18 protein-coding genes are annotated in these 21,653 nt (G+C 61.2%); 3 read left to right on the forward strand and 15 right to left on the reverse strand.

Features of this window, described 5'->3' with window-relative positions; genetic code table 11:
• Positions 1-108: 108 nt before the first annotated feature.
• Positions 109-1,491: a glutamine synthetase family protein gene (locus tag K0F88_RS11870; protein ID WP_219095186.1), complete on the reverse strand. Its 1,383-nt coding sequence runs from the start codon at positions 1,489-1,491 to the stop codon at positions 109-111.
• A 516-nt stretch (positions 1,492-2,007) separates the two neighbouring features.
• Here K0F88_RS11870 and K0F88_RS11875 point away from each other — a divergent pair.
• A complete protein-coding gene (locus K0F88_RS11875) occupies positions 2,008-3,201 on the forward strand; it encodes a cyanate transporter (protein WP_219095187.1) in 1,194 nt (397 codons plus the stop codon).
• Positions 3,202-3,428: 227 nt separating this feature from the next.
• Positions 3,429-4,364 carry a LysR family transcriptional regulator gene (locus K0F88_RS11880; protein ID WP_219095188.1) on the forward strand — a complete coding sequence of 312 codons (936 nt, stop codon included), beginning with the start codon at positions 3,429-3,431 and terminating at the stop codon, positions 4,362-4,364.
• Positions 4,365-4,367: 3 nt separating this feature from the next.
• Here the strand turns inward: K0F88_RS11880 and K0F88_RS11885 are convergent, their stop codons facing one another.
• The 6 genes from K0F88_RS11885 to K0F88_RS11910 form a co-directional block, all read right to left on the reverse strand.
• Positions 4,368-4,733 carry a 5-carboxymethyl-2-hydroxymuconate Delta-isomerase gene (locus tag K0F88_RS11885; protein WP_094468640.1) on the reverse strand — a complete coding sequence of 122 codons (366 nt, stop codon included), beginning with the start codon at positions 4,731-4,733 and terminating at the stop codon, positions 4,368-4,370.
• Between the two features lie 57 nt (positions 4,734-4,790).
• Positions 4,791-5,717, reverse strand: a complete 927-nt coding sequence (locus K0F88_RS11890; protein ID WP_219095189.1) for a LysR substrate-binding domain-containing protein — start codon at positions 5,715-5,717, stop codon at positions 4,791-4,793.
• A gap of 87 nt (positions 5,718-5,804) precedes the next feature.
• Entirely contained in the window at positions 5,805-7,901 is a 2,097-nt protein-coding gene (locus K0F88_RS11895; RefSeq protein WP_219095190.1) for a DUF6311 domain-containing protein, read from the reverse strand.
• Positions 7,898-8,284 (reverse strand): GtrA family protein, encoded by a 387-nt coding sequence (locus K0F88_RS11900; RefSeq protein ID WP_094468642.1) that lies wholly within the window; start codon positions 8,282-8,284, stop codon positions 7,898-7,900. Before K0F88_RS11900 ends, K0F88_RS11895 begins: the two co-directional genes overlap by 4 nt.
• Complete coding sequence (locus K0F88_RS11905; protein ID WP_094468643.1) at positions 8,281-8,991, reverse strand: bifunctional 2-polyprenyl-6-hydroxyphenol methylase/3-demethylubiquinol 3-O-methyltransferase UbiG; 711 nt, start codon at positions 8,989-8,991, stop codon at positions 8,281-8,283. Before K0F88_RS11905 ends, K0F88_RS11900 begins: the two co-directional genes overlap by 4 nt.
• A 3-nt stretch (positions 8,992-8,994) precedes the next feature.
• A complete protein-coding gene (locus K0F88_RS11910) occupies positions 8,995-9,963 on the reverse strand; it encodes a glycosyltransferase family 2 protein (RefSeq protein WP_094468644.1) in 969 nt (322 codons plus the stop codon).
• 277 nt (positions 9,964-10,240) lie between these two features.
• Here K0F88_RS11910 and K0F88_RS11915 point away from each other — a divergent pair, with 277 nt between their 5' ends.
• Positions 10,241-10,432: a DUF1508 domain-containing protein gene (locus K0F88_RS11915; RefSeq protein ID WP_010462174.1), complete on the forward strand. Its 192-nt coding sequence runs from the start codon at positions 10,241-10,243 to the stop codon at positions 10,430-10,432.
• 212 nt (positions 10,433-10,644) lie between these two features.
• Here the strand turns inward: K0F88_RS11915 and K0F88_RS11920 are convergent, their stop codons facing one another.
• From K0F88_RS11920 to K0F88_RS11955, 8 genes are all read right to left on the reverse strand, one after another.
• Entirely contained in the window at positions 10,645-11,349 is a 705-nt protein-coding gene (locus K0F88_RS11920; protein ID WP_219095191.1) for an NAD(P)H-dependent oxidoreductase, read from the reverse strand.
• A gap of 75 nt (positions 11,350-11,424) precedes the next feature.
• Positions 11,425-12,840 carry an aldehyde dehydrogenase family protein gene (locus K0F88_RS11925; protein WP_094468646.1) on the reverse strand — a complete coding sequence of 472 codons (1,416 nt, stop codon included), beginning with the start codon at positions 12,838-12,840 and terminating at the stop codon, positions 11,425-11,427.
• Entirely contained in the window at positions 12,833-14,023 is a 1,191-nt protein-coding gene (locus tag K0F88_RS11930) for a pyridoxal phosphate-dependent aminotransferase (RefSeq protein ID WP_094468647.1), read from the reverse strand. The genes K0F88_RS11925 and K0F88_RS11930 overlap by 8 nt, the downstream gene beginning before the upstream one ends.
• Before the next feature lie 27 nt (positions 14,024-14,050).
• A complete protein-coding gene (locus K0F88_RS11935) occupies positions 14,051-15,658 on the reverse strand; it encodes a 5-guanidino-2-oxopentanoate decarboxylase (protein ID WP_219095192.1) in 1,608 nt (535 codons plus the stop codon).
• A gap of 10 nt (positions 15,659-15,668) precedes the next feature.
• A complete protein-coding gene (locus K0F88_RS11940; RefSeq protein ID WP_219095193.1) occupies positions 15,669-17,768 on the reverse strand; it encodes an acetate--CoA ligase family protein in 2,100 nt (699 codons plus the stop codon).
• Between the two features lie 18 nt (positions 17,769-17,786).
• Positions 17,787-18,947, reverse strand: coding sequence for an acyl-CoA dehydrogenase family protein (locus K0F88_RS11945; RefSeq protein ID WP_219095194.1), 1,161 nt, complete (start codon positions 18,945-18,947; stop codon positions 17,787-17,789).
• A 53-nt stretch (positions 18,948-19,000) separates the two neighbouring features.
• Positions 19,001-19,792 carry an enoyl-CoA hydratase/isomerase family protein gene (locus tag K0F88_RS11950; RefSeq protein ID WP_219095195.1) on the reverse strand — a complete coding sequence of 264 codons (792 nt, stop codon included), beginning with the start codon at positions 19,790-19,792 and terminating at the stop codon, positions 19,001-19,003.
• A gap of 347 nt (positions 19,793-20,139) precedes the next feature.
• Positions 20,140-21,552, reverse strand: a complete 1,413-nt coding sequence (locus K0F88_RS11955) for an amino acid permease (RefSeq protein WP_094468652.1) — start codon at positions 21,550-21,552, stop codon at positions 20,140-20,142.
• Between the last annotated feature and the right edge of the window lie 101 nt (positions 21,553-21,653).

The raw sequence follows: 21,653 nt of genomic DNA on the forward strand, positions 1-21,653 counted from the left end.
CTTTAGCCAGTCAACCATCAATTTTTTGTGAAAAAGAAGCCAACGATTAGTGGGCTCCTGTTATGAGATCGACACTTTTAACTTATTTGAGAATGGTTCAGCTTCTGTTCAGGCCTGATGTAAATACCAACGCCAGTCCTGCTCCCCGACTTCGCCCATGAACTGCCGATACTCGGCGCGCTTCACCGCCAGGTATACGCCAAGGAATTCTGCGCCGAACGCTTCACGCGCCCAGGTCGAACCTTCCAGCGCCCGCAAGGTGGTCAGCCAATCGGTTGGCAACAGTTCCGTGGCCTGGGCGTAACCATTGCCTTCCACGGGTGCGCCCGGGTCAAGCTGTTCGCGAATGCCGCGATGGATGCCGGCCAGAATCGCTGCGGCGGCCAGATACGGGTTGGCGTCGGCGCCGCAGATGCGGTGCTCGATGTGCCGTGAGAACGCCGGGCCACCGGGCACGCGCAAACTCACGGTGCGGTTGTCCACTCCCCAGGTCGCTGCCAGCGGCGCATAGCTGTTGGTCTGGAATCGACGGTAAGAGTTGGCGTTCGGGCAGAACATCAGCAACGAATCGAGCAAGGTACTGAGCATGCCACCGACCGCGTGTTTGAGCAGTGGCGTGCCGTCCGGGGACTCACTGGCGAACAGGTTGTTGCCGTCCTTGTCCGCCAGGCTGACGTGCATGTGCATGCCGGTGCCCGCCAGGTCATCGAACGGTTTGGCCATAAAGCAGGCGGTCATCCCGTGTTTATGCGCGACACCTTTGACCAGCCGTTTGTAGCGCACCGCTTCGTCCATCGCCTGCAGCGCGTCGGTGCGGTGTTCGAGGGTGATTTCCACTTGCCCCGGCGCGTATTCGGAAATCGCCGTGCGTGCCGGAATACCCTGCAGTTTGCAGGCACTGTAGAGATCCGCCAGAAACGGCTCGATCTGCTCCAGCTCCCGTAAACCGTAGACCTGCGTCGAACGCGGTCGCCCACCATCGACGTCCCGCGCCGGCTGTGGCCGACCGTTGCTGTCGCGCTGCTGATCGAGCAAATAGAACTCCAGCTCCGCCGCCATCACCGGGTAATAACCGTCGGCCTGCAAGCCTTCGATCACCTTCGCCAGCAGATGCCGTGGATCGGCAATCGTCGCCGGCATGCCTTCCTTCGGGTGCATGCTGACCTGCACCGCCGCCGTCGGAATCAACCGCCACGGCATGCGGGTCAAGCTGCCGCTGATCGGGTACGCCCGGCAATCGATGTCGCCAACGTCCCAGACCAGGCCTGAGTTTTCCACGTCATCGCCGTTGATGGTCAGGCCGAGAATGGTACTCGGCAACGGCCGCCCGCTTTCGTACACCGCAAGCAGTTCATCACGATGCAGCAACTTGCCCCGTGGCACGCCGTTGTTGTCGAGGATGAACAGCTCGAACATCTCGATATCCGGGTTCTGTTCGAGAAAGGTCAAAGCTTCTTGCTTCGTGGCGAAGGAGGTCGTGGCACAACTCATGGGAATTCTCTTGTTTCCGCGTCAGGCAACGCGCAGGCGCTGCCGGTTTGATCCCGTCGCACAGCGCGGGACCTGTCAGAAGAATCAACGGGAAAGGCAGAAATCCGGCGGGCGCGCGTGCCGGCAGTGCCAGAGCGCCCAGAAGGCTAATTCGGAGGGAAGTGCGACGGGGCAACCGTCCATAGAAAAAACCACAGAAAACAGATGAGCAGCAGCGTCACACGGGCGGTCAGGTCGTTAAATCAGGATTTGAAGAACTTTGGGTGTGGGCAGACTAAACAATCAATTGCCCAGACACCCAATATCCCCTGTGGGAGCGGGCTTGCTCGCGAAAGCGGTGTGTCAGTCAATGCATGTGCCGACTAACACACCGCTTTCGCGAGCAAGCCCGCTCCCACAGGGGGAATTGTGGTGTGACGGAGGTATTTAATTTTTAAATACCGCTGCGGACTATCTGATTTGCGGCCTCCAGGTCTCACGCGCCTAATCGGCTCCTTGTTATTGAAGGCCCGATTGATGGAAAACGTTCGCACAACCTCCCGCCCTGCCCTCTGGCTGATGGTCAGTATTGTCCTCGTCGCCCTGAACCTGCGTCCGTCGATGGCGGCCGTCGGGCCTTTGCTGTCGGCCATTCGCGGGGACATCCCGTTGAGTTTCAGCCTGGCCTCGCTGCTGACCATGTTGCCGGTCATGGCCATGGGGCTGGCGATGTTCTTCGGCCTGAGCGTCAGCCAACGCCTTGGCGAACAGCGCACAGTGGTGATTTCGCTGATGATCATTGGCCTGGCCACGGTCTTGCGGCTGTTCGTGGACTCGGCCGCCGAACTGATCCTCAGCGCCATGCTGGCCGGCATCGGTATTGCGCTGATCCAGGCATTGATGCCGGCGCTGATCAAATCCCGCTTCAGCGACAACGTTGCCGTGTGCATGGGACTCTATGTGACGTCGATCATGGGCGGAGCGGCGATAGCGGCCTCGTTTGCGCCCCTGGTGATGGCCCGCACCGGCAGTTGGCGCGTGGGGCTGGCAATCTGGGCCGCGCTGGCCCTGGTGGCATTGCTGTTCTGGCCCCTCGGGCGGCCGGGGACATCAACGGCACCGGCACCGGCACCACGCAACACATCGTTCTTCACTCATTCCCGCGCCTGGTTACTCGCCCTCTTCTTCGGTTTGGGCACTGCGTCCTACACCTGTGTGCTGGCTTGGCTGGCGCCGTACTACGTGGAAAAGGGTTGGAGCGAACAAAATGCCGGTTTGCTGCTGGGCTTCTTGACGGCCATGGAAGTGCTGTCCGGGCTGGTGACCCCCGCCATCGCCAACCGCAGCCGTGACCGACGCCTGGTGCTGGTGGTGTTGCTGGCGCTGATCATGGCCGGTTTCTGTGGGCTTATCCTCAGCCCGCAACACTTCAGCCTGCTATGGCCGTGCCTGTTGGGGCTGGGCATCGGCGGCCTGTTCCCGATGAGCCTGATTGTGTCGCTGGATCACCTCGACAACCCGCAACGCGCCGGCGGGCTGACGGCCTTCGTACAAGGCATCGGCTACCTGATCGCCGGCCTCTCGCCGCTGATGGCCGGGATGGTCCGCGATCAGTCGGGCAGCTTCGAATCGGCCTGGTGGTGCCTGACCGGTGTCATGGCGCTGATGATCCTGATGGCCCTGCGTTTCAATCCGCGGCATTACGCCAGGCAATTTCCTGCCGCTGCCTGAGCACGCTGTTCAGCACCTTACCGCGCAGTGCCTGCCACCGGTCATGGGTAAAGGCCTTCGGCCATGTTTTGTGGGATTAAATTCATAAGTCGTGTTCGTAACATTTTCTGTCCCACAACTGACTGTGAAACGTCCTACGGGGCATTCTCCTGGCACCATCGTTCCGTTAGGATCGTTCGCACACGTTTGCGCACAGTCAGCGCAAGGAGCACAGCGAGACCGAATGGATGCTGAACAGTAACTTGCTTAGAAAGCTCGATATGCAGGACCTCATGGTGTTTGTCGCCGTGTATGAGCAAAGCAGCGTCACCGGTGTGTCGGAGGCGCTGTGCGTCAGCCAGTCCACCGTGAGTTACTGCCTGAAGAAACTGCGCACCAGTTTTGAAGACGAGTTATTCATCAATACCCGCACGGGTATGCGCCCCACCTACAAAGCCAGCACCATGTACACCCATGTGCTGAAGATCCTCGAAAGCATCAACCTCTGCCACGCCGGCGCCCAGTCGTTCGACCCGACCTTGCAACCGGTCACGTTCAATATCTGCGCACCGGAATACTTCGAGCAGTTGATCCTGCCGCGCCTGTTGAAAAGCTTCGATTTCGCCGACCTGCCGGTGATGGTCAACATGCACAAGTTCGAAACCGACATCCCCGCCGAAGACCTGCGCGATGGCAGCCTCGACCTGGTGATTTGTTTCGGCCCCCATCTTCATCGCAGCCACAGCGACCTCAAATCCCGGTTGTTGCTGGAAGATGATCTGGTCTGCGTCTTTGACAAGCGCGCCACGCCACTGGAACCCCGTTTAAGCCTGAAGGCTTTTGTCGAACGCCGGCATGTGTTTCCGACGCCGTGGACATCCACCACCAACATGGTCGATGGCTGGCTGGCGCAACAGGCGCACAAACGGCAAATTATCGCGCGCTCCAACAGCTACAGCGCGGCGCTGAAAATGATCACCGGCACCGACTTCATCCTGACGTTGCCCCGCCGTATCCAGCAATTGCTGGCCAACGAGGCGATCTTCAATCACTGCGAAGCGCCCAACGGCTTGCCGGGTTTCACCCTGGACATGCAGTGGAGTCAAAGCGTCGATCAGGACAGCGCCAACACCTGGCTGCGCGAGCAAGTGATCAAAGCCTGCGCCGAGCAGGAAATGGCCTGAAACTCAGTGGCCAATGGCGGTCTTGGTGTAGGACTCACGGTCGATGTCGAGGATCTCCACGCACAACTGGACTTCAACCCCTGTCGGCCATTCACACAGTTCCTGCACCACGGCCAGCAGGCTATCGGACAACTGCTTTTTGATCTGCGGCGGGCGACCGCTCAGCAGCGCCAGCTTCACATGCACAAACGCCCTTTCCCCCATCGCCGTGCCGACCTTGAACGTCGCGACCTTCACCGCACGGCTCTTGATATCGAACTCCGCAGCAAACTGACCGGAAGCCACCAAGGCATTATTGAGCCGGATCAACGCCACGTCGGCGTTCAGGCCGGGCAGGTTGGCGGTGTATTCCATGTGCAGGTGGGGCATGGTCTGGCTCCTGGTAGTGTGCAGAAAGGTCTTACATATAACACAGCGTCGTCTGACTCATTTGGGCAGCGGCAACTCCGGGCGCTCACTCATGAACGCCTCCAGCCGCGCACGCAACCAGCGTTCGGCCGGGTCGGTATCGACGTGGCTGAGCCAGACCATGGACAAGTCCAGCGTCGGGGTCTTGAACGGAAAGGGTTCCTTGAATAGATGGCCGGACGCGGCCATCGCCTCGGCCGCGTAATCCGGCAGGCTGGCGATCAGGTCGGTGCCGGCCAGCAGGGCCGGCAACGAACTGTATTGCGGCACCGAAAGCACGACCTGACGGGTACGGCCGATTTCCGCCAGCCATTCATCGGCGTAGCCACTGACGTTGGCCGTGTGCGACACCAACACATGTGGGCGCGCGCAATATTCGTCGAGGGTCAGCGGGGTGTCCGAAGCATCGGCGCGCAAAATGCTCGGCTGGATGTGCCGCAACAACTTGCGCTTGGCGTTGGCTGGCAGGCCGCGGGTCTGGCTGATGCCGACCGTGATATCGCCGGAGGCCAGCAAGTCGGGAATGCGCCAGTAATCGACATGCTGAACCACGAACACCACCTTCGGCGCTTCCTGGCGCAAGGCGCGCAGCAGTGGTGGCAGCAGGCCGAACTCGACGTCATCCGACAGCCCGATGCGAAAGGTCATGGTGCTGCTGGCCGGGTCGAAATCGTGGGTCAGGCTCAGGGCCACCGACAACGAGTCCAGCGCCGGCGACAGGTGCAGGATAATTTCCTCGGCCCGCGCCGTCGGCTCCATGCGATGGCCGACCCGAATGAACAGCGGATCGTTGAACATCGTCCGCAGTCGGTTGAGCGCGGCACTGATGGTCGGCTGGCCGAGAAACAGCTTCTCCGCCACCCGCGTGACGTTGCGCTCGAGCATCAACGTTTCGAACACCACCATCAGGTTGATGTCAGCCTTGCGCAGTTCGTTGCGATTCATTCCTTGCCCCCGTTCCTCAACACTGCAGGCAGTGTAGAAAGACCTTGGGGCCGGCGTCTATCCGCATGGGCGCCGTGTACGGGTGAATCACTGCACGGTCAGCGACTTCAACCCCAGGCCCATGACGCGCTGATCATCCCCCAGCCCCAGTTGTTTCGGGCTGATAGCGTCGGGCAATTGCACGTGGATGCGCATCATCGAGTCCCGGGCGATGGCGTCGTGAATGGCCGGTGTGAGGGGGATTTCGATGTGATTACCCTGCAACCTCGTCAGACGAGTCGACAACGCCTGTACGCCGTTGATGGTAAAGACCATCGTCTGACTCTCGTGATTGGGCTGCACGAAGGCCAGCGCCTCGATTGCGATGGACTGAGCCTTGGGCGAAACCCGCAGCAGAATCTCGGCCTCTGCGCCTTCCGACCAGGTGCCCCAGGTTTCAGGGGGCGACCACCCGTTGGCCAGACTCGACGTCCTGTAGTTGAACAGTTGTTGTTGCCCCTGTCTGATCAACGGGACCGACTGCATCGAGCGTCCCCCGTCTTCCATCGCAAGGCATTGAGCGCATTGCTTCCAGCCCGGAGCCAACACCACCAGTCCGTCAATGCGGGCCAGCAGATCGGTGTCGCTGCGGACACTTTTGACGGCCTCAAGCATCGATTTTTCATCAAGGATGTACAGCGAATCCGGCTCGTACTGGCCTGTTTGCAGCATCCGTGCGGCGTTTTGTCGAGCCCGTTCCAGCGCCTTCGAACTCATGCGGCCCAGATAAGCGGTGTCGGTTTTCAGCCCTTGGCTGGCGGCGTAATTGGCGATGGGCTGCCAGGTATCCGACTGATTCTGTGGCTGCAACGAACGAACCTTTGCATAGTGCAAGGCCGCACTGGCCCAGAATGGATCGCGCAGTGGGGTGGACCACTGCGAAGCCTTGGCCATCATCCGGTTTTGACGCAGCCCCGCCCAGCCATCCTGGGTATCCACGACCTGGACACACATCGCCAACGCCAGCAAACAGGCGGCAACACGCGGTCGATGGCCGCGCACCACCAGATAAATGACGACAAGCACGATGGCGTAGAACACCGGCCAGAACATCCGTCCCGATGCGCGAAAAATGTTGGCCCGATCGACGAATCGCTCCGGCAGCCAGTAATGAAAACCGAACCGGCCAACGCCGATGTCGTTCGAGAGCGCAAACAGCGTCAAGCCGATCAGGGTCAACAACAGAACAGGAAGACCACGTAGCGTGTTGCCAACGCCCGTCGTGCGACGAAACAGCACGACGCCAGCGCAGATCGCCAGCAACAGCAGGCCCGCCCCCAGGTAGTTGAAACCTTCGTAGTCGCCGCTGCCTTCCGGCAGATTCGGCAATACCAGCGACCAACCGTTCGCATCGATCGGCGCCAGCAAATTCATGCGATACAGACCAAAACCGGCGGAAACGGTACCGTCGCCGACGCTGAAATACCCGGCCTGCCAGCAGCACACACTCACCAGCAAAAACAGCAGGGCCAACTCGATCAGTGCAGTGCGCCATTTCAGCTGATGTTTGAAAGTTCTGCCGACAAGATCGGCCACCCAGATTAAGGCCACCATCGCCAACAGGTACGCATGCACCAGCGCGGTAGCCGCCAACAGCGAACCCCAAGCCAGTCGGCGTCGCGCCACATTGGGCAGCAATGCCAGGTACAGCGCCGCGAGGATCAGAAAATGGCCGGCAAGTGACAGATGACTGCCCATGCGCAAGAACATTGGCGGCGAAAACAGGAACAAACCCGTTCCCAACAGCCCGAGCAAGACACTGGGTGTTACCAGCCCCATCAATTTCCAGGCAAACCAGGCTTGCAGCACAAAGCACATCAACAGCCAGATGCCGAAGTATTGAAACGTCTCGGGGAGCCATGCACTGAAGGGTTTGAACAGCAAAGCCAATAGCGGATTGGAGTCAGAGAAGATGATCGCGTTGCCCAGTTCCAACCCGTAGGCAGGGTTCAGCCCGAGCGGAAATGTCCATGGAGCGTGTCGGAAAAACGCCCAGCCCAAATAATGAGTCGCCGGGTCACCGCTTTCCAGCCAGGCAATGTTTTGCGGGTCCAGCGCGCGTGGCCCGATCACCATGAGAAACGACACAACGCCCATTAACAGTGGCAGCCATGCGACCACCCACTGTTTGCCTGAAGCCTTCATCGATACGTCCAGAAGTTATGCAATACAAAGGTGAAGGCCGGAAGGGTCAGCGCCACCGCGCCAATCCCCAGCAAATAATGCAGCCCGGCCATTTGCGCAGCCCAGGCCACCAGCATCGCCAGCAGGAAACCGGCAGCGGAAACCATCATGAAGCGCAGCAGCGTCCGGCCATGCAACCGGGCGGAAAAGCTCCAGGTGGTATTGATCAGGTAAGACACCACGGTCGCCACGGCGAATGCCGCGCCATTGGCCAAGGGCGGCAGAGGCAGCACGTAATGGATAAACAACACGGCCACCAGCGCATGCAGGGCCGTGACGAACAGCCCGGTCACGGCAAAACGCAGGCCACGCTGGATCAAGGCGGATTTTTCAGCTGACGTCACGGCTTCTGCGCCAGGACAAACACCGTCAACCCGGCCAGACGATTCGCGCCCATGAAGGGCAGTTCGACGCTGCACAGCGTCTTCAAAACCGTATTCACCAGTGGATGGTGCTGCTTGAGTTGCGAGCGTGGTGGCGACGGTTGTGCACCCTTGGGCAACAAACGCAGGGTGGCGGCAATCGGGAACACCAGACCGAAGTAGTACGCGCCCTGCTTCACGCTCAGGCCGGCGTCCCGAGCCACCGTTTCCAGCTGCGGCAAGGTATAGCGGCGCCTGTGTTCCAGGAACTCGTCGTGCCCGCTCCAGAGAAACTGGAACGCCGGCACCGTCATCAGGAAACGGCTGCCGGAGGGGACTTTATCGACGTAAGCCTTGAGCAACCCGACGTCGTCGTCGACATGCTCCAGCACGTCCATCAGCAGCACCAGATCGGCGTCCGCCGAGTCGATGCCGCGACGGTAATGCACCGGTTTACCGGCGGTGGTGACGTCCGAATCATCGTCGTAACTGATGTCGACGCACCAGGCTTCTCGGGCCGCCGAATGCGTCAGCAAATGGTGGGAAAAGAACCCCGAGCCTGCGCCCACGTCGAGAATCCTTGTGAACGGCGTGTTACCCAGCATTCGCGTGGTGGCCGCTGCTTTCGAGGCGTAATACCAGTGCTGATCGATGCTTGAACCGAGGATGTCGGTTTCCTTGAGATCCATGGTTCAGTCCTTGGGGTCGTAGACACGCCGCACCAAGTACACCGGGCGGCGTTTTGACTCGATATACGTCCGGCCCAGGTATTCACCCAGCACGCCGATACCGATCAATTGCAGGCCGCCCAGAAACGTGACGGCGACCATCAGCGAGGCATAACCCGGCAAATCGACACCGGAGATCAAGGTTCGCAAGATGATGAAAATGGCGAACGAGAACGAGATCAGCGAGACAAACAGCCCCAGATAGGTCCAGATGCGCAGCGGTTCGGTGCTGAAACTGGTGATGCCTTCCAGCGCAAAGTTCCACAACCGCCAGCCGTTGAACTTGCTCGCCCCCGCCACCCGTTCAAGGCGCTCGTAGTTCACGTGAGTGGTGCGAAACCCGACCCAGGCAAACAGGCCTTTCATGAAGCGCCGGGACTCGGGCAGGGTTTGCAGGGCATCCACCACACAACGGTCCATCAGCCGAAAATCACCGACGTTTTCCGGCAGGTGTTGCTCAGCGATTTTGTTGTGCAGGCGGTAGAACCAGTTGGCCGAGGTTTGCTTGGCCCAGGAGTCGGTCTTGCGACTCACACGATGCCCCAGCACCACTTCATAGCCTTCACGCCAAAGGGCGATCATCTCGAGGATGACTTCTGGCGGGTCCTGCAAATCGACATCGATCGGCACCACCACCTGGCCGGTGGCGGTCTGCAAGCCGGCGGTCAGGGCCGCTTCCTTGCCGAAATTGCGGCTCAGATCGACGATGCGCAGGCGCGTATCGGTCTGTTGACGTTCCAGCAGCAGGTCGAGCGTGGTGTCGGTGCTGCCGTCGTTGACGAACACCATTTCCAGACCGATCAGCGTTTCATCCTTGAAGACGTCAGTGATCCGCGCGATGAACAAATCAATGGTCGCCGCTTCATTTAACACCGGGATCACCAGCGAAAGCTGCACATGCCCGGTCAGTTGCGTTCCGTGCTGATGAGTCAATTGATTGCTCTTTTTTATAGTGATTTTTCTACAATCCGAGATCGCCGACAGCTGCTCGACGCCATGAGCCGTGTCGTATTAAGCAGGACCAAGGGAGGTGATGCAAGGGCGAAACTGCGGGGGTTTTGGCCAGTCGCACCGGCCCGGTTGCGCCGGCTGAAATATTTTCAAATGCCTGGAAACAAATGCCTGATGGCCAAAAAACCCAGCTCCGCTAGGCTTGCCCCCGATGCGGCACACAGGTTGTCGCAATGACCCATCGCATGGAGCGAGCAGAATGTATTTCGAGATTTACAGGCAATCCAAAGGCACGCCGAGCACCGGTAAAGGACAATGGCGCTGGCGCTTGAGGGCGGGGAACCACGAGACGATCGCCAGTGGCGAATCGTATGTGAACAAGGCGGATTGCCTGCATGCCATCGGGTTGATCAAAGGGGTTGAGGGTGAAACGCCGGTGAAGGAGATCTAAACCTGAGGACACTGCCGAAACTGTTCAGGCTATGAACAGCTTCGGCAGTTTTCGTTTTTTGGGTTGGGCTTTCGGGACCCATCGCGGGCAAGCCCGCTTCCACAGGTTTTGTGTCGGTCACATTATCGCGATGGACACAAAACCCTGTGGGAGCGGGCTTGCCCGCGATAGGGCCAGTGAGTTCACCTCCAAGCCCTGGCCAAAAGCCTTTTTTAACCAGGCAATGGATACAACGCCTCATCAAACTGCGACAACCGCGGAAACTGCATCGGCCGGTCATCACTCAGATGCTCCAGACGCTGCTGATAACTTTGCAGGAATCCCTTGCGCGCTTCATCACTGATGTAAGGCACATGCCAGGCCACGAATGGCTCCAGCACGTCAAATCCGACATAGGCCAGCGTGCCGCGCAGGATCGGCCGCAACATATCCTCCAGCGGACCATGAATCGCGCCATCACCGAACATATGCTCACGGCCGCCCAAGGTGACGGTAACCAGCGCCTTCTTGCCGCTCAACCCGCCCTGATCGTAAAAACGCTTGCCGCCGTAGCAGATACCCGACACCAGCACCCGATCAATCCAGCCCTTGAGCATGGCCGGGGCCGAGAACCAGAAAATCGGGAAGTTCAGGATCAGCAAGTCGGCCCACAACAGCTTGTCGAGTTCTTGCTGGATGTCCGGCGCCAGCGATTGGCTCTTCACCCCCAGGCGTTGCTCCAGTGCATACACCAGGTACTCGGGATTCTCCCGCGAGGAAAAGTCATCGGCGCTGGCCACCGGGTTCCAGTTCATGGCGTACAGGTCGCTGACCCGGACCTCATGCCCCTGGGCCTCAAGGGTCGCCACCGCCTGGTCACGCAGGGCAGCGGTAAAGGATTTCGGCTCCGGGTGAGCGTGGACAATCAAAACTTTCATGGCAATTCCCTAAACGTTTACAGGTTTTGTATGGGCGGACGATAACGGTGCGCAGATCGTTTGAATCGCCAAAGGTCACACCTGGATCGCCTTCACTTCCACGAATTCGTTGAGCCCTTCTTCTCCCCATTCCCGGCCATTGCCCGATTGTTTGTAGCCCCCGAACGGCGCCTGATAATTGAACGCCGCGCCGTTGAGAAAGCACTGCCCGGCGCGCAACTGCCGCCCAAGCTGCAAAGCGCGTTTGGTGCTGCCGGCCCAGACACCGCTAGACAAGCCGAACGGCGAATCGTTGGCGATCTGAATCGCTTGCGCTTCATCGGCGTAGGGAATCAGGCACAGCACCGGGCCGAAGATTTCTTCCTGGGCGATGCGCATGCGGTTGTCGACATCGGCGAACAGCGTAGGGCTGACGTAATAGCCGCGCTCGAATTCGAGCGCGGTGTCACCACCACACAGCAGCCGCGCGCCTTCCTGCTGGCCGACCTGAATGTAGTCAAGCACGGTGCGCCGTTGCGCCGCCGAACACATCGGCCCGAGGAAACTCTGCGGGTCCAGCGGATCGCCCATGCGCAGGCTTTGGGTTTCGGCAATCGCCAGTTCCACGGCCTCGGCGTAACGACTGGCGGGCAGCAACATGCGGGTCAACGCGGTGCAGGTCTGCCCGGAGTTGATCATCACGTCCTGCACGCCGTAGCGCACGGCGGCGGCCAGGTCCGCGTCTTCGGCAATCAACAGCGCTGACTTTCCGCCCAGTTCCAGGCACACACGCTTCACCGAAGGCGCCGCCGCTTGTGCCACGCGAACCCCGGCACCAGTGGAGCCGGTGAACGACACCATGTCCACGTCCGGGTGTTTGGCCAGCGCTTCGCCGACCTTCGAACCCGGACCGCTGACCAGGTTGAACACCCCCGCCGGCAAGCCGATCGCTTCGATTATCTGCGCCAGCAAAAACGCGTGGAGCGGAGTTTCCTGACTCGGTTTGACCACCACGGTGCAACCGGCTGCCAACGCCGGCGCGAGCTTGCCAATCAGTTGATGCAGCGGGTAGTTCCACGGGTTGATGAAAGCGCAGACACCGACCGCCTCGCGGATGACCAGCGAATTGCCGACCTCGCGCACTTCATCCATCAAGCCGGCGAGTTCGACGTATTGCTCCAGGCCGATGATGGGTCCGTCAACCTGCACCGAACGGCACCATTGCACCGGCATCCCCAACTCAGTGGTGATGACCGCTGCCATCTCGTCGGCCCGCGCACGTAACTGCTCGGCGAGCGCACGCAGGTAACCGGCGCGAACACTCGACGGCGTTCGCGACCATGAACCGAAGGCCCGGCGCGCCGCAGCCACCGCATTGTCGACATCGCGCTCATCGCCCAGCGGCACCGAACCTGCGACCTCTTCAGTGGCCGGGTTGATGACCTCGGCGATGCCCTGCCCCGACGGGGTTTGCCAGCGGCCATCGATAAACAGCGTCTTGTGGTTATGCATAGACTTGGGCTTCCATCAGTTCAGTGGCGCAACGAGTAATTCGCTGGCAGGCGTCACGCAACGGCGCCGCCCCCAGCACCAGTCCCAGGCGAATGTGCCCGGCAGCGCTCGGGCCGAACGCTTCGCCGGCCAACACCGAGACGCCGTGGCGATCAAGCAGGCGGTCGGCGAACGCCTGGGCGCTGAGCCCGGTGTCGCGGATATCGACCATCACGAACATCCCGCCATCGGGTTTCAAGGCCCGCACGCCGGGACAATCGGCCAGGCAGTCGCAGACCAGATCGCGACGTTGGCGATAGGCTTCGCGCATGGCTTCCAGTTCCGGCAAGTGGCTTTCGAGTGCGACGACGGCGGCGTCCTGCACGAAATCCGGCAAACCGTAGAGCATGCACAGCGCGAGGTTTTCCAGGTGTTCGGCCAAGGCGGGCGGTGCGATTGACCAGCCGATGCGCCAGCCGGTCATGGCGTGGGATTTCGACAGGCTGTTGAGCGTCGCGGTGCGCTCGGCCATGCCCGGCAAACTCGCCGGGCTGATGTGTTCGCCGTCGAACAGCAACTCGCTGTAGACCTCATCGGAAATCAGCCACAGGTCGTGAGTGATGCACAGCTGCGCCAGCGCCTGCCACGTGCCACGGGACAAACTGGCGCCCGACGGGTTATGCGGACTGTTGAGCGCGAGCGCCCGAGTGCGCGGGGTGATGCGTGCAGCGACGTCTTCGGGCAACACCCGAAAGCCGTTTTCAGAACGCACCGGCACCGGAATCACCACCGCACCACAGGCACCGAACACCGCTTCATAGGTGACGTACATCGGTTCGGCGACGATCACCTCGTCGCCCGGATTCAGTACGCACTGAGCCACGCAGAACAACGCGCATTGCGCCCCGGCGAGCACGGTGACCTGCTCCGCCGAGACGTGCTGGCCACTGCGTTTCCCGTAATGTTTTGCGATGCTTTCACGCAGTGCGCGTTTACCGCGCACATCGGCGTAGTGGGTGTTGCCGGACAACAGGCTGTCGATGGCTGCCTGCACAATCGGCACCGGGGTGTCGAAATCCGGGTCGCCGACTGACAACAGCAGGATGTCCTCACCCTGCTCTTGCAGCGCCAGTGCGCGGTAATGAATGTCCCAGGCGGCAGCGCCGTCACCAGCGATGCGTTGCGTCAGATCGGAGAAGCGCATGGCGGTATCCCTATTGTAAAAATGGCGTCAGAGCGCGCACGCATGCTTGAGCTCGATCAGGGTCACGCCGTTGCGCTTGAAGCCGTGGCGCAGATCGGTTTGCAGCTCGGCCAGGCTTTGCGGCTCGGTCACCGTGCAACCGAACGCGCGGCCAAGGGCGGCAAAGTCCGGGTTGCGCGGCAGCACGCCAATCGGCTCGATATCCAGCCCGATCATGTCGTCGCGGATCTGCCCCAGCGCATCGTTGTTCCAGAGCAACACCACCAGCGGGCTGTCCAGCTCTTCGACGGCGGTGGCCAGTTCTTGCGCGGTGTAGAGGAAACCGCCGTCGCCGACCAACACCAGACCTGGCCGCTGCGGCGCGCCGAACTTGGCGCCGATGCCCGCCGGCAAGCCATAACCCAAGGTGCCGTAACCGGTCGGATGCAACCAGCTGCGTGGCGCCAGGCTGTTGAAGGCATAGTTGCCGGTGTAGGCCAGTTGGGTCATGTCGGTGCTGATGAAGGCATCGTCCGGCAGCTCGGCGGCGATACGTTCGAGAATCGCTTGATGGATCGACTGCAACGGGCCGTGGCTGTTTCTCACCGCTTCACGCAGTGCTGCGACAGACGCGATCGCTGAACTGGCATCGCGGTTGGCGGGCGACAGACGCTCCAGCAACGCGGCTAGGGTGTGTTGCGCATCGCCTTGCAGCGCCACCGCGCACGGGTAGAAATCGTTGAATTTGCGCGGGTCGATGTCCACGCGCAGCAGTTCGGCATTCAGCGGCAGACGCTCGCGCCAGAAATCGGTGTCGGCCATTTCGGTGCCGACCGCCAGCACCACGTCGGCCTCGGCGATGAGTTGCCAGCCCGGCTCTACGCACAGGGTCGAGCCGGCATTGAGCGGTGCATCCGGCGGCAACAGGCCTTTGCCGGCGACACTGGTGAACAGCGGCGCGGCGAGTCGGGTGCTGAGTTCATGCACTTGCCGCTGCGCATTCAATGCGCCACCACCGGCGATGATCATCGGTCGTTTGGCGCTTTGCAGTTTGGCGACAGCCTGATCCAGCGCCGTGGCTGCCGGCACGCCACGGCTTGGGCGACGCACCACTTCATTACTCCAGTCGCGGCTGACTTTTGCCGACAGCACGTCCAGCGGCACCGAGATGTGCACCGGACGTGGACGTTCACTGTCGAACACCGCGTAGGCACGGGCGATCAACTCGGGCAGGTCTTCGGCGCTGAGCGCCACCGCCGAGAACGCGGTGATCGGCGCGGTGATTGCACGCTGATCCTGGGTTTCGTGCAGACACCCCCAACCTTTGCCGAGACTGGCGGTGTGGTTGACGCTGGATATCACCAGCATCGGAATCGAGTCGGCATAGGCCTGGCCGATGCCGGTCGCGGCATTGGTCACGCCCGGCCCGGTGATGATGAAGCACACACCCGGTTTGCCGCTGACCCGCGCGTAGCCGTCAGCCATGAAACTGGCGCCTTGCTCGTGGCGCGTCAGCACATGACGAATGCCGCTGCCGGGCAGGCCACGATACAACTCCAGCGTGTGTACGCCGGGGATTCCGAACACGGTGTCGACGCCGTAGTTGGCCAGCAGGCGTACCAGGGCCTGGCCGCCGGTCAATATTGTGCTTTGCATGTTCACTTCCTCACTCGTGGCCGAGGCGAATCAACGCATCGACCGCAGTCGTGCCATCGGCACCGACCAACAATGGGTTCACATCGAGTTCCAGCAACTGCCCGGCGTTCTCGCAGGCGTAATCGGCCACCGCACGAATCGCCGCCACCAGCGCGTCCAGATCCGCCGCTTCGCGCCCGCGAAAACCTTGCAGCAACGGGGCACTGCGCAGGCCGAGCAACGCTTGGCGAATCGCGCCGTCGGTAGTCGGCAGCAACAGGCTACGGCTGTCCTTGAGCAACTCCACCAGAATCCCGCCCGCGCCGATGACCAGGGCCAGGCCGAAGTCGTTTTCGCGTTTGATACCGACGATCAGCTCGGCCAACGGCGGCTTGGCCATGGGCTCCAGCAGCACGTGATCGAACGGCACGTGCGGCGCGTAATCGGCGATGCTGGCGCGCATTTTTTCCAGGGCGGCGCTCAGGGCGGCGCCGTCCTTGAGGTTCAACGCCACGGCGCCGGCTTCGGTTTTGTGCGGCAGTTGGGAGCTGACCGCTTTCAATACCAACGGATAACCCAGCGCGTTGGCGTCGCTCAATGCCTCGTCCGGGGTGCTCAATACGCCGTTGGGCGTCTGCAGGCCGAAGGCGCGCAACGCTTTTTTCGAATCCCATTCATTGAGCAAGCGACCTTCGCCTTCCAACGCCTGAGGGCAGTGCGGCACCAGCGCCGATTCACCGAGCGCCAGCAACGCCTGACGGTTACGCTGATAACCCGCGATTCGGCCCCACGCCGCCAGCCCGTCTTCGACCCCTTGCAACGCCGCCACACCTTGGGCATGCAGACGTTCGCGAGCGTGGGCCGGCAGCAACTCCGGGAAGGCCGAGGTGACAAAACCCGTCTTGCCGTGGCGGATAAGGGCAGCACAGAACAGCTCCAGCAGCAGGTCGCATTCCTTGCGCTCGCCGGTAAATTGCGCCGGGTAATCGAGCACCAGCATCGCCGCATCGGCTTCGGTGCGCAGGGCGCTGTCGAGCATGTGGTTCAAGGCTTCGCCGTCGCCCCAGATCGCCGTGGTGAAATCCAGCGGATTGACCAGATTGGCGTAGCTCGGCAGCACCTGCGCCAGTTCTCCGATCTGGCCTTCATTGAGTTTGGGCAGGTTCAAGTCGTTACGCTCGGCGTAGTCGGCAATCAGCCCGGCGTCGCCTCCCGAACAGGCCAGCGCGATCAGGCTGTTGCCCGCGGGCAGCTTGCCGCACGCCGCCGCTTTCAGAGTTTCGACAAAACTCACCGGGCCACTGACGCGGATCACGCCGAGGCGCGCAAACAGACTGTCGTACAGCGCATCGGAACCGGACAGCGAGCTGGTGTGACTCAGCGCCAGTTCGGCACCGATCTGCGACACGCCGGTTTTCAGGGCAATGATCGGAATGCCCTTCTCCAATGCCTTGTGCGCGGCGCGGGCGAAACCCGGGACGTTTTTCAGGCCTTCGAGGTGCAAGCCGATGGCGGTGACGCGCGGCTCATCGAGCAACACGTCCATCAGTTCGGCGACGCCCAGTTGCGCCTGATTGCCGACCGAGGCCATGTAGGCCACCGGCAGCGAGCGGTCGCTCATGGACACGTTGTAGGCAAAGTTGCCGCTTTGGGTCAGGACGGCGACGCCCTTCTCCACCGGTTTGCCGCCATGGGCCACCGGCCACAGCGCGGAGCTGTGCAAGTAGTCGAGCAGGCCGTAACAGTTGGGGCCGAGTAAGGCCATGTTGCCGGCGGCTTTCAGCAATTGTTGCTGCAAGGCCTGGCCCTCGGCACCGGTTTCGGCGAACCCGGAGGCATAGCAGATTGCCCCGCCTGCGCCTTTGGCAGCCAGTTCGGCAACGCAGGTCAGGGTCAGCTCGCGGTTGGTCGCGATGAACACCGCGTCCGGGCCGCACGGCAGTTCGGCGATGCTGCGCACACACGGCACGCCTTCAAGGCTGTCGTGCTGCGGATTGACCAGCCACATCTCGCCAAGGTAGCCGCCGTCGGCGCAGCGCTTGAGCGCGCGGGCCATGCTGCGGCCACCGATAAACGCCAGGTGGCGCGGTGCGAGCAAGCGTTTGAGGTTGTCACGAATCGTCTGCGACATAGCCATTCTCCGGGCCGGTTAGCGCAACAATGGCCGCAGCAATTCGCGGGAAATGATGTGGCGCTGGATCTCCGAGGTGCCTTCCCAGACGCGCTCGATCCGCGCGTTGCGCCAGATGCGTTCCACCGGGCATTCGTCCATCAGGCCCATGCCGCCAAAGATCTGCACCGCCTCATCGGCGACCTTGCCGAGCACTTCACTGGCGAACAGCTTGGCCATGCCGGCCTCGCCGTCGGTCATGGTGCCCTGGTCCATTTTCCAGGCGGTGTGCAAGGTCAGCAGTTCGGCGGCACGGATCTGCGTGACCATGTCGGCGAGCTTGAACGAGATGCCCTGGTAGGTGCCGATCGGCTGGCCGAATTGCTTGCGGTCGGCGGCCCATTGCAGCGACACGTCGAGCGCGCGTTGCGCCTGGCCGACGCAGTTGGCGGCGACCATTACCCGCCCGGCGGTGAGCCAGGCGTTGGCCACGTCCCAGCCCTTGCCGACTTCGCCCAGCACTTTATTGGCGGGGACGCGGCAGTCGTCGAAGAACATTTCAAAGGTGTGGTAACCGCGGTTGCTCACGCACTTGGGACCACGGCGAATGGTCATGCCCGGCGTGTCGCGGTCGACCAGGAACGAGGTCACGGCGTTGCGCTGTTTGCCGTTGTGTTCGTAAGTGTCAGTGACGGCGAAAACGATGGCGAAATCGGCATGACCGGCGTGGCTGATGAAGTGCTTGCTGCCGTTGAGAATGAAGTCATCGCCATCGCGCACGGCACGGGTCTTGATCGCGTTGGCGTCGGAACCGGCACCCGGCTCGGTCAGCGCGAAGCAATCGATCTTCTCGCCCTGGATGCACGGCAGCAGGTAGTCGTTGATCTGGTCACCGGTGCAGGCCATGAGGATTTTCGACGGCCGCGCGACGAATACATGCAGCGCCCACGAGACCTTGGACAGTTCACGTTCGATCAGCGCCTGGGACAGGTAATCGAGGCCGCCACCGCCCACTTCTTCCGGCATGTTGAAGGCATAGAAACCCGCCGCAATCGCCTTGCCACGGATCTGTGCCGCCAGCTCCGGGGAGACTTCGTCGGCGCGGTCGACCGCTTCCTCATGAGGCAGCAGTTCCTTGGCGACAAAGCTGCGTACCGCGTCCACCAACATGTCTTGTTCTTGGGTCAGTTGGAAATTCATGGGGCTACCTGTTGTTCATGTGCTGAGTAGGTGTACGGGGCCAACCGACGGGCCTATTGGCCGCTGAAGTGTGCCGGGCGTTTTTCGATGGCGGCGCGCAAGGCTTCGGCGCCGTCTTTGCTGCGACCGCAAAGCAGGCCGGCGGCGAGCTCGGCTTGCAGTTGCTCCGGGAGGCTGCGCTGGGCGCCTTCGCGCATGAGTTTTTTGGTCTGGGCGAAAGCGAACGTCGGACCGTTGGCCATGCGCGTGGCCAATTCAGTGGTCACGTCGTGCAGTTGATCATCGGCGCAGACTTCGCCGACGAGACCGGCCGCCAAGGCACGATCAGCCCCCCACAACTCGTCGAGGAACAGCAGGCGCTTGGCTTGTTCAGTGCCGATCAGGCGAGGCAGATGCCAGCTGGCACCGGCGTCCGGCGAGTAGGCCATGCTGGTGTAGCCGGCCTTGAAGCGCGCCGATTGCGCGGCGATGCGCAGGTCGCAGCACAGCGTCAGGTCCATCCCGGCGCCGACGGCCGTGCCGTTGATGGCGGCGATGGTCGGTTTTTCGAGGCTGTACAAACGGCTCATCAGGGCGTGGGCGGTTTCGGTCCAGCCGTAGATTTCGAGGGCGCCACGGGCTTCGGCTTCGGCCCATTCGGCGAGATCCGCGCCGGAGCAGAAACTGCGGCCGCTGCCGGTCAGCACGACAACCCGAACGGCGGGATCGGCGTTGTACTCATCGAGCAAGGCGTGCAGGTTTTTCAGGGTCGGAATGTCCAGCGCATTACGCTGAGCGGGGCGATCGAGGGTGATCCAGGCCACGCCGGCTTTTACCTGGCAGAGCAGAGAAATGTGAGTAGTCATGCGAATCCTCGAATTATTGTGTTTGGCGTGAGGTGATGCGACTTGAGGCCATACTAAACGAGTGTTCAGTAAGACGGCAATTGGCAGGGAAATAGGCTGTAACAACGCCATTTACTTAATAACCAATTGATTTTATTGAATTAATTCTCCGCATCCGCCTTTGCAGCGACTGCACTGTTACAACTTTGCACAACTGCGTGCCGCATCGCCGATTTACAGCCCGCCGCAAACAACTGTGGGAGTGAGCCTGCTCGCGATGACGGAATTCGGTTCAACATCTCTGTTGACCGATCCACCGTCATCGCGAGCAGGCTCGCTCCCACATGGTTTTGTCTTGGGGTGTGCGGTTACGCCGTCGGCAAGCTCGCTGCCAGCACCGCCTGGCGCTTGCGTTGAGTCAGGAAATACGCGGCATAGCACACCGCGATAAACCCGAAGCCCCAATACAACGAAGGGCGCTGCGTTTCATCCAATGCCAGGAAAACGAACAGCGAACAGCACAACGCAATGCACGTCAGCGGCAACAACGGGAACCACGGCGCGCGGTATTTCAAGTCGCTGAGCTTGCCGCCATCGCGCAGGTAAGCCTTGCGGAATTTGTACTGCGCCAGTGCGATCACGATCCAGGTCACGGTGCCCGACATGCCGCTCACCGCCATCAGCACCATGAACAGCGTGTCCGCCGCGACGAAACTGGTCATCAACGACACCAGCGCGAAGCACAAGGTGATGCTCAGCGCCCGCAACGGCACGCCACGCTTGCTCAACGGCGACAGGCTTTTCGGCGCCATGCCGGTCTTCGACATCGCCCACAGAATGCGCGTCGAGGCATACAGGCCGGAGTTGCCCACCGACAGAATCGCCGTAAGAATCACGAAGTTCATCAAGTCAGCCGCATAAGGAATGCCGACCATGTCGAACACCTGCACGAACGGACTTTCCATCAACCCGGCCTGCTGCCACGGCACGATTGCCGACAGCACCACGATCGCCAGCACATAGAAAATCAACACGCGAAACACCACGTTGCGCACGGCACGCGGGATGCTTTTTTCCGGCTGGTCGGTTTCGCCGGCGGCCACGCCCATGATCTCGCAGCCCTGGAAAGCGTAGACCACGGTCATCATCACCGCGAACACCGCAGACAGACCATTCGGGAACAATGAATCGCCGATCAAGTTGGACGCCATCGGCGCCGGTGCGCCGCTGGTCAGCGGGATGGCGCCGAAAATCACCAGCACACCGACCACGATAAAACCGAGAATCGCCGCGACTTTGATCCCGGAGAACCAGTATTCCGCTTCACCAAAAGCACGTGTCGCCAACGCATTCAGGCCGAACAGCACCACCACGAACAGCGCCGACCAGTACCAGATCGGAATGGTTGGAAACCAGCGTTCCATCAGCATGCCTGCCGCCGTGAACTCCAGGCCCACAGTGGTCGCCCAACTCATCCAGTACACCCAGCCGATCATGAACCCGGTGGCCGGCCCGATGTATTTAGTGGCATGGGTTTGAAAAGAGCCGGAAACCGGCATGTGCACGGACAGTTCGCCCAGGCACACCATCACCAGGTACATCAGGAAACCGGCGACCAGGTAGGCCAGAATCGCCCCCACCGGCCCGCCCTGATTGATCGTCAAGCCAGAGCCCATAAACAGCCCGGTGCCAATCACGCCGCCCAGGGACAACATGAAAATGTGCCGGCTCTTCAGGGCGCGGGTCAGATGGATGCCTTTGCGTTCGGTAGCTTCGCTCATATCGGCACCTCAATAATCAGCAAGGTGCGCGTGGCGCAAGGATGGATGAGCTTTACGGCGGTTCATTATTATTATCTCCAATAAGCTTCGAAGACCGCGCT

The sequence above is a fragment of the Pseudomonas sp. UMAB-40 genome, assembly GCF_900095275.1.
GTDB lineage: Bacteria > Pseudomonadota > Gammaproteobacteria > Pseudomonadales > Pseudomonadaceae > Aquipseudomonas > Aquipseudomonas mandelii_B.

Excerpts from the sequence above, each read along its gene's own strand:
- K0F88_RS11870 (WP_219095186.1), bottom strand. The coding sequence starts at position 1,491 with ATGAGTTGTGCCACGACCTCCTTCGCCACGAAGCAAGAAGCTTTGACC.
- K0F88_RS11875 (WP_219095187.1), top strand. The coding sequence starts at position 2,008 with ATGGAAAACGTTCGCACAACCTCCCGCCCTGCCCTCTGGCTGATGGTC.
- K0F88_RS11880 (WP_219095188.1), top strand. The coding sequence starts at position 3,429 with ATGCTGAACAGTAACTTGCTTAGAAAGCTCGATATGCAGGACCTCATG.
- K0F88_RS11885 (WP_094468640.1), bottom strand. The coding sequence starts at position 4,733 with ATGCCCCACCTGCACATGGAATACACCGCCAACCTGCCCGGCCTGAAC.
- K0F88_RS11890 (WP_219095189.1), bottom strand. The coding sequence starts at position 5,717 with ATGAATCGCAACGAACTGCGCAAGGCTGACATCAACCTGATGGTGGTG.
- K0F88_RS11895 (WP_219095190.1), bottom strand. The coding sequence starts at position 7,901 with ATGAAGGCTTCAGGCAAACAGTGGGTGGTCGCATGGCTGCCACTGTTA.
- K0F88_RS11905 (WP_094468643.1), bottom strand. The coding sequence starts at position 8,991 with ATGGATCTCAAGGAAACCGACATCCTCGGTTCAAGCATCGATCAGCAC.
- K0F88_RS11915 (WP_010462174.1), top strand. The coding sequence starts at position 10,241 with ATGTATTTCGAGATTTACAGGCAATCCAAAGGCACGCCGAGCACCGGT.
- K0F88_RS11920 (WP_219095191.1), bottom strand. The coding sequence starts at position 11,349 with ATGAAAGTTTTGATTGTCCACGCTCACCCGGAGCCGAAATCCTTTACC.
- K0F88_RS11925 (WP_094468646.1), bottom strand. The coding sequence starts at position 12,840 with ATGCATAACCACAAGACGCTGTTTATCGATGGCCGCTGGCAAACCCCG.
- K0F88_RS11930 (WP_094468647.1), bottom strand. The coding sequence starts at position 14,023 with ATGCGCTTCTCCGATCTGACGCAACGCATCGCTGGTGACGGCGCTGCC.
- K0F88_RS11935 (WP_219095192.1), bottom strand. The coding sequence starts at position 15,658 with ATGCAAAGCACAATATTGACCGGCGGCCAGGCCCTGGTACGCCTGCTG.
- K0F88_RS11940 (WP_219095193.1), bottom strand. The coding sequence starts at position 17,768 with ATGTCGCAGACGATTCGTGACAACCTCAAACGCTTGCTCGCACCGCGC.
- K0F88_RS11945 (WP_219095194.1), bottom strand. The coding sequence starts at position 18,947 with ATGAATTTCCAACTGACCCAAGAACAAGACATGTTGGTGGACGCGGTA.
- K0F88_RS11950 (WP_219095195.1), bottom strand. The coding sequence starts at position 19,792 with ATGACTACTCACATTTCTCTGCTCTGCCAGGTAAAAGCCGGCGTGGCC.
- K0F88_RS11955 (WP_094468652.1), bottom strand. The coding sequence starts at position 21,552 with ATGAGCGAAGCTACCGAACGCAAAGGCATCCATCTGACCCGCGCCCTG.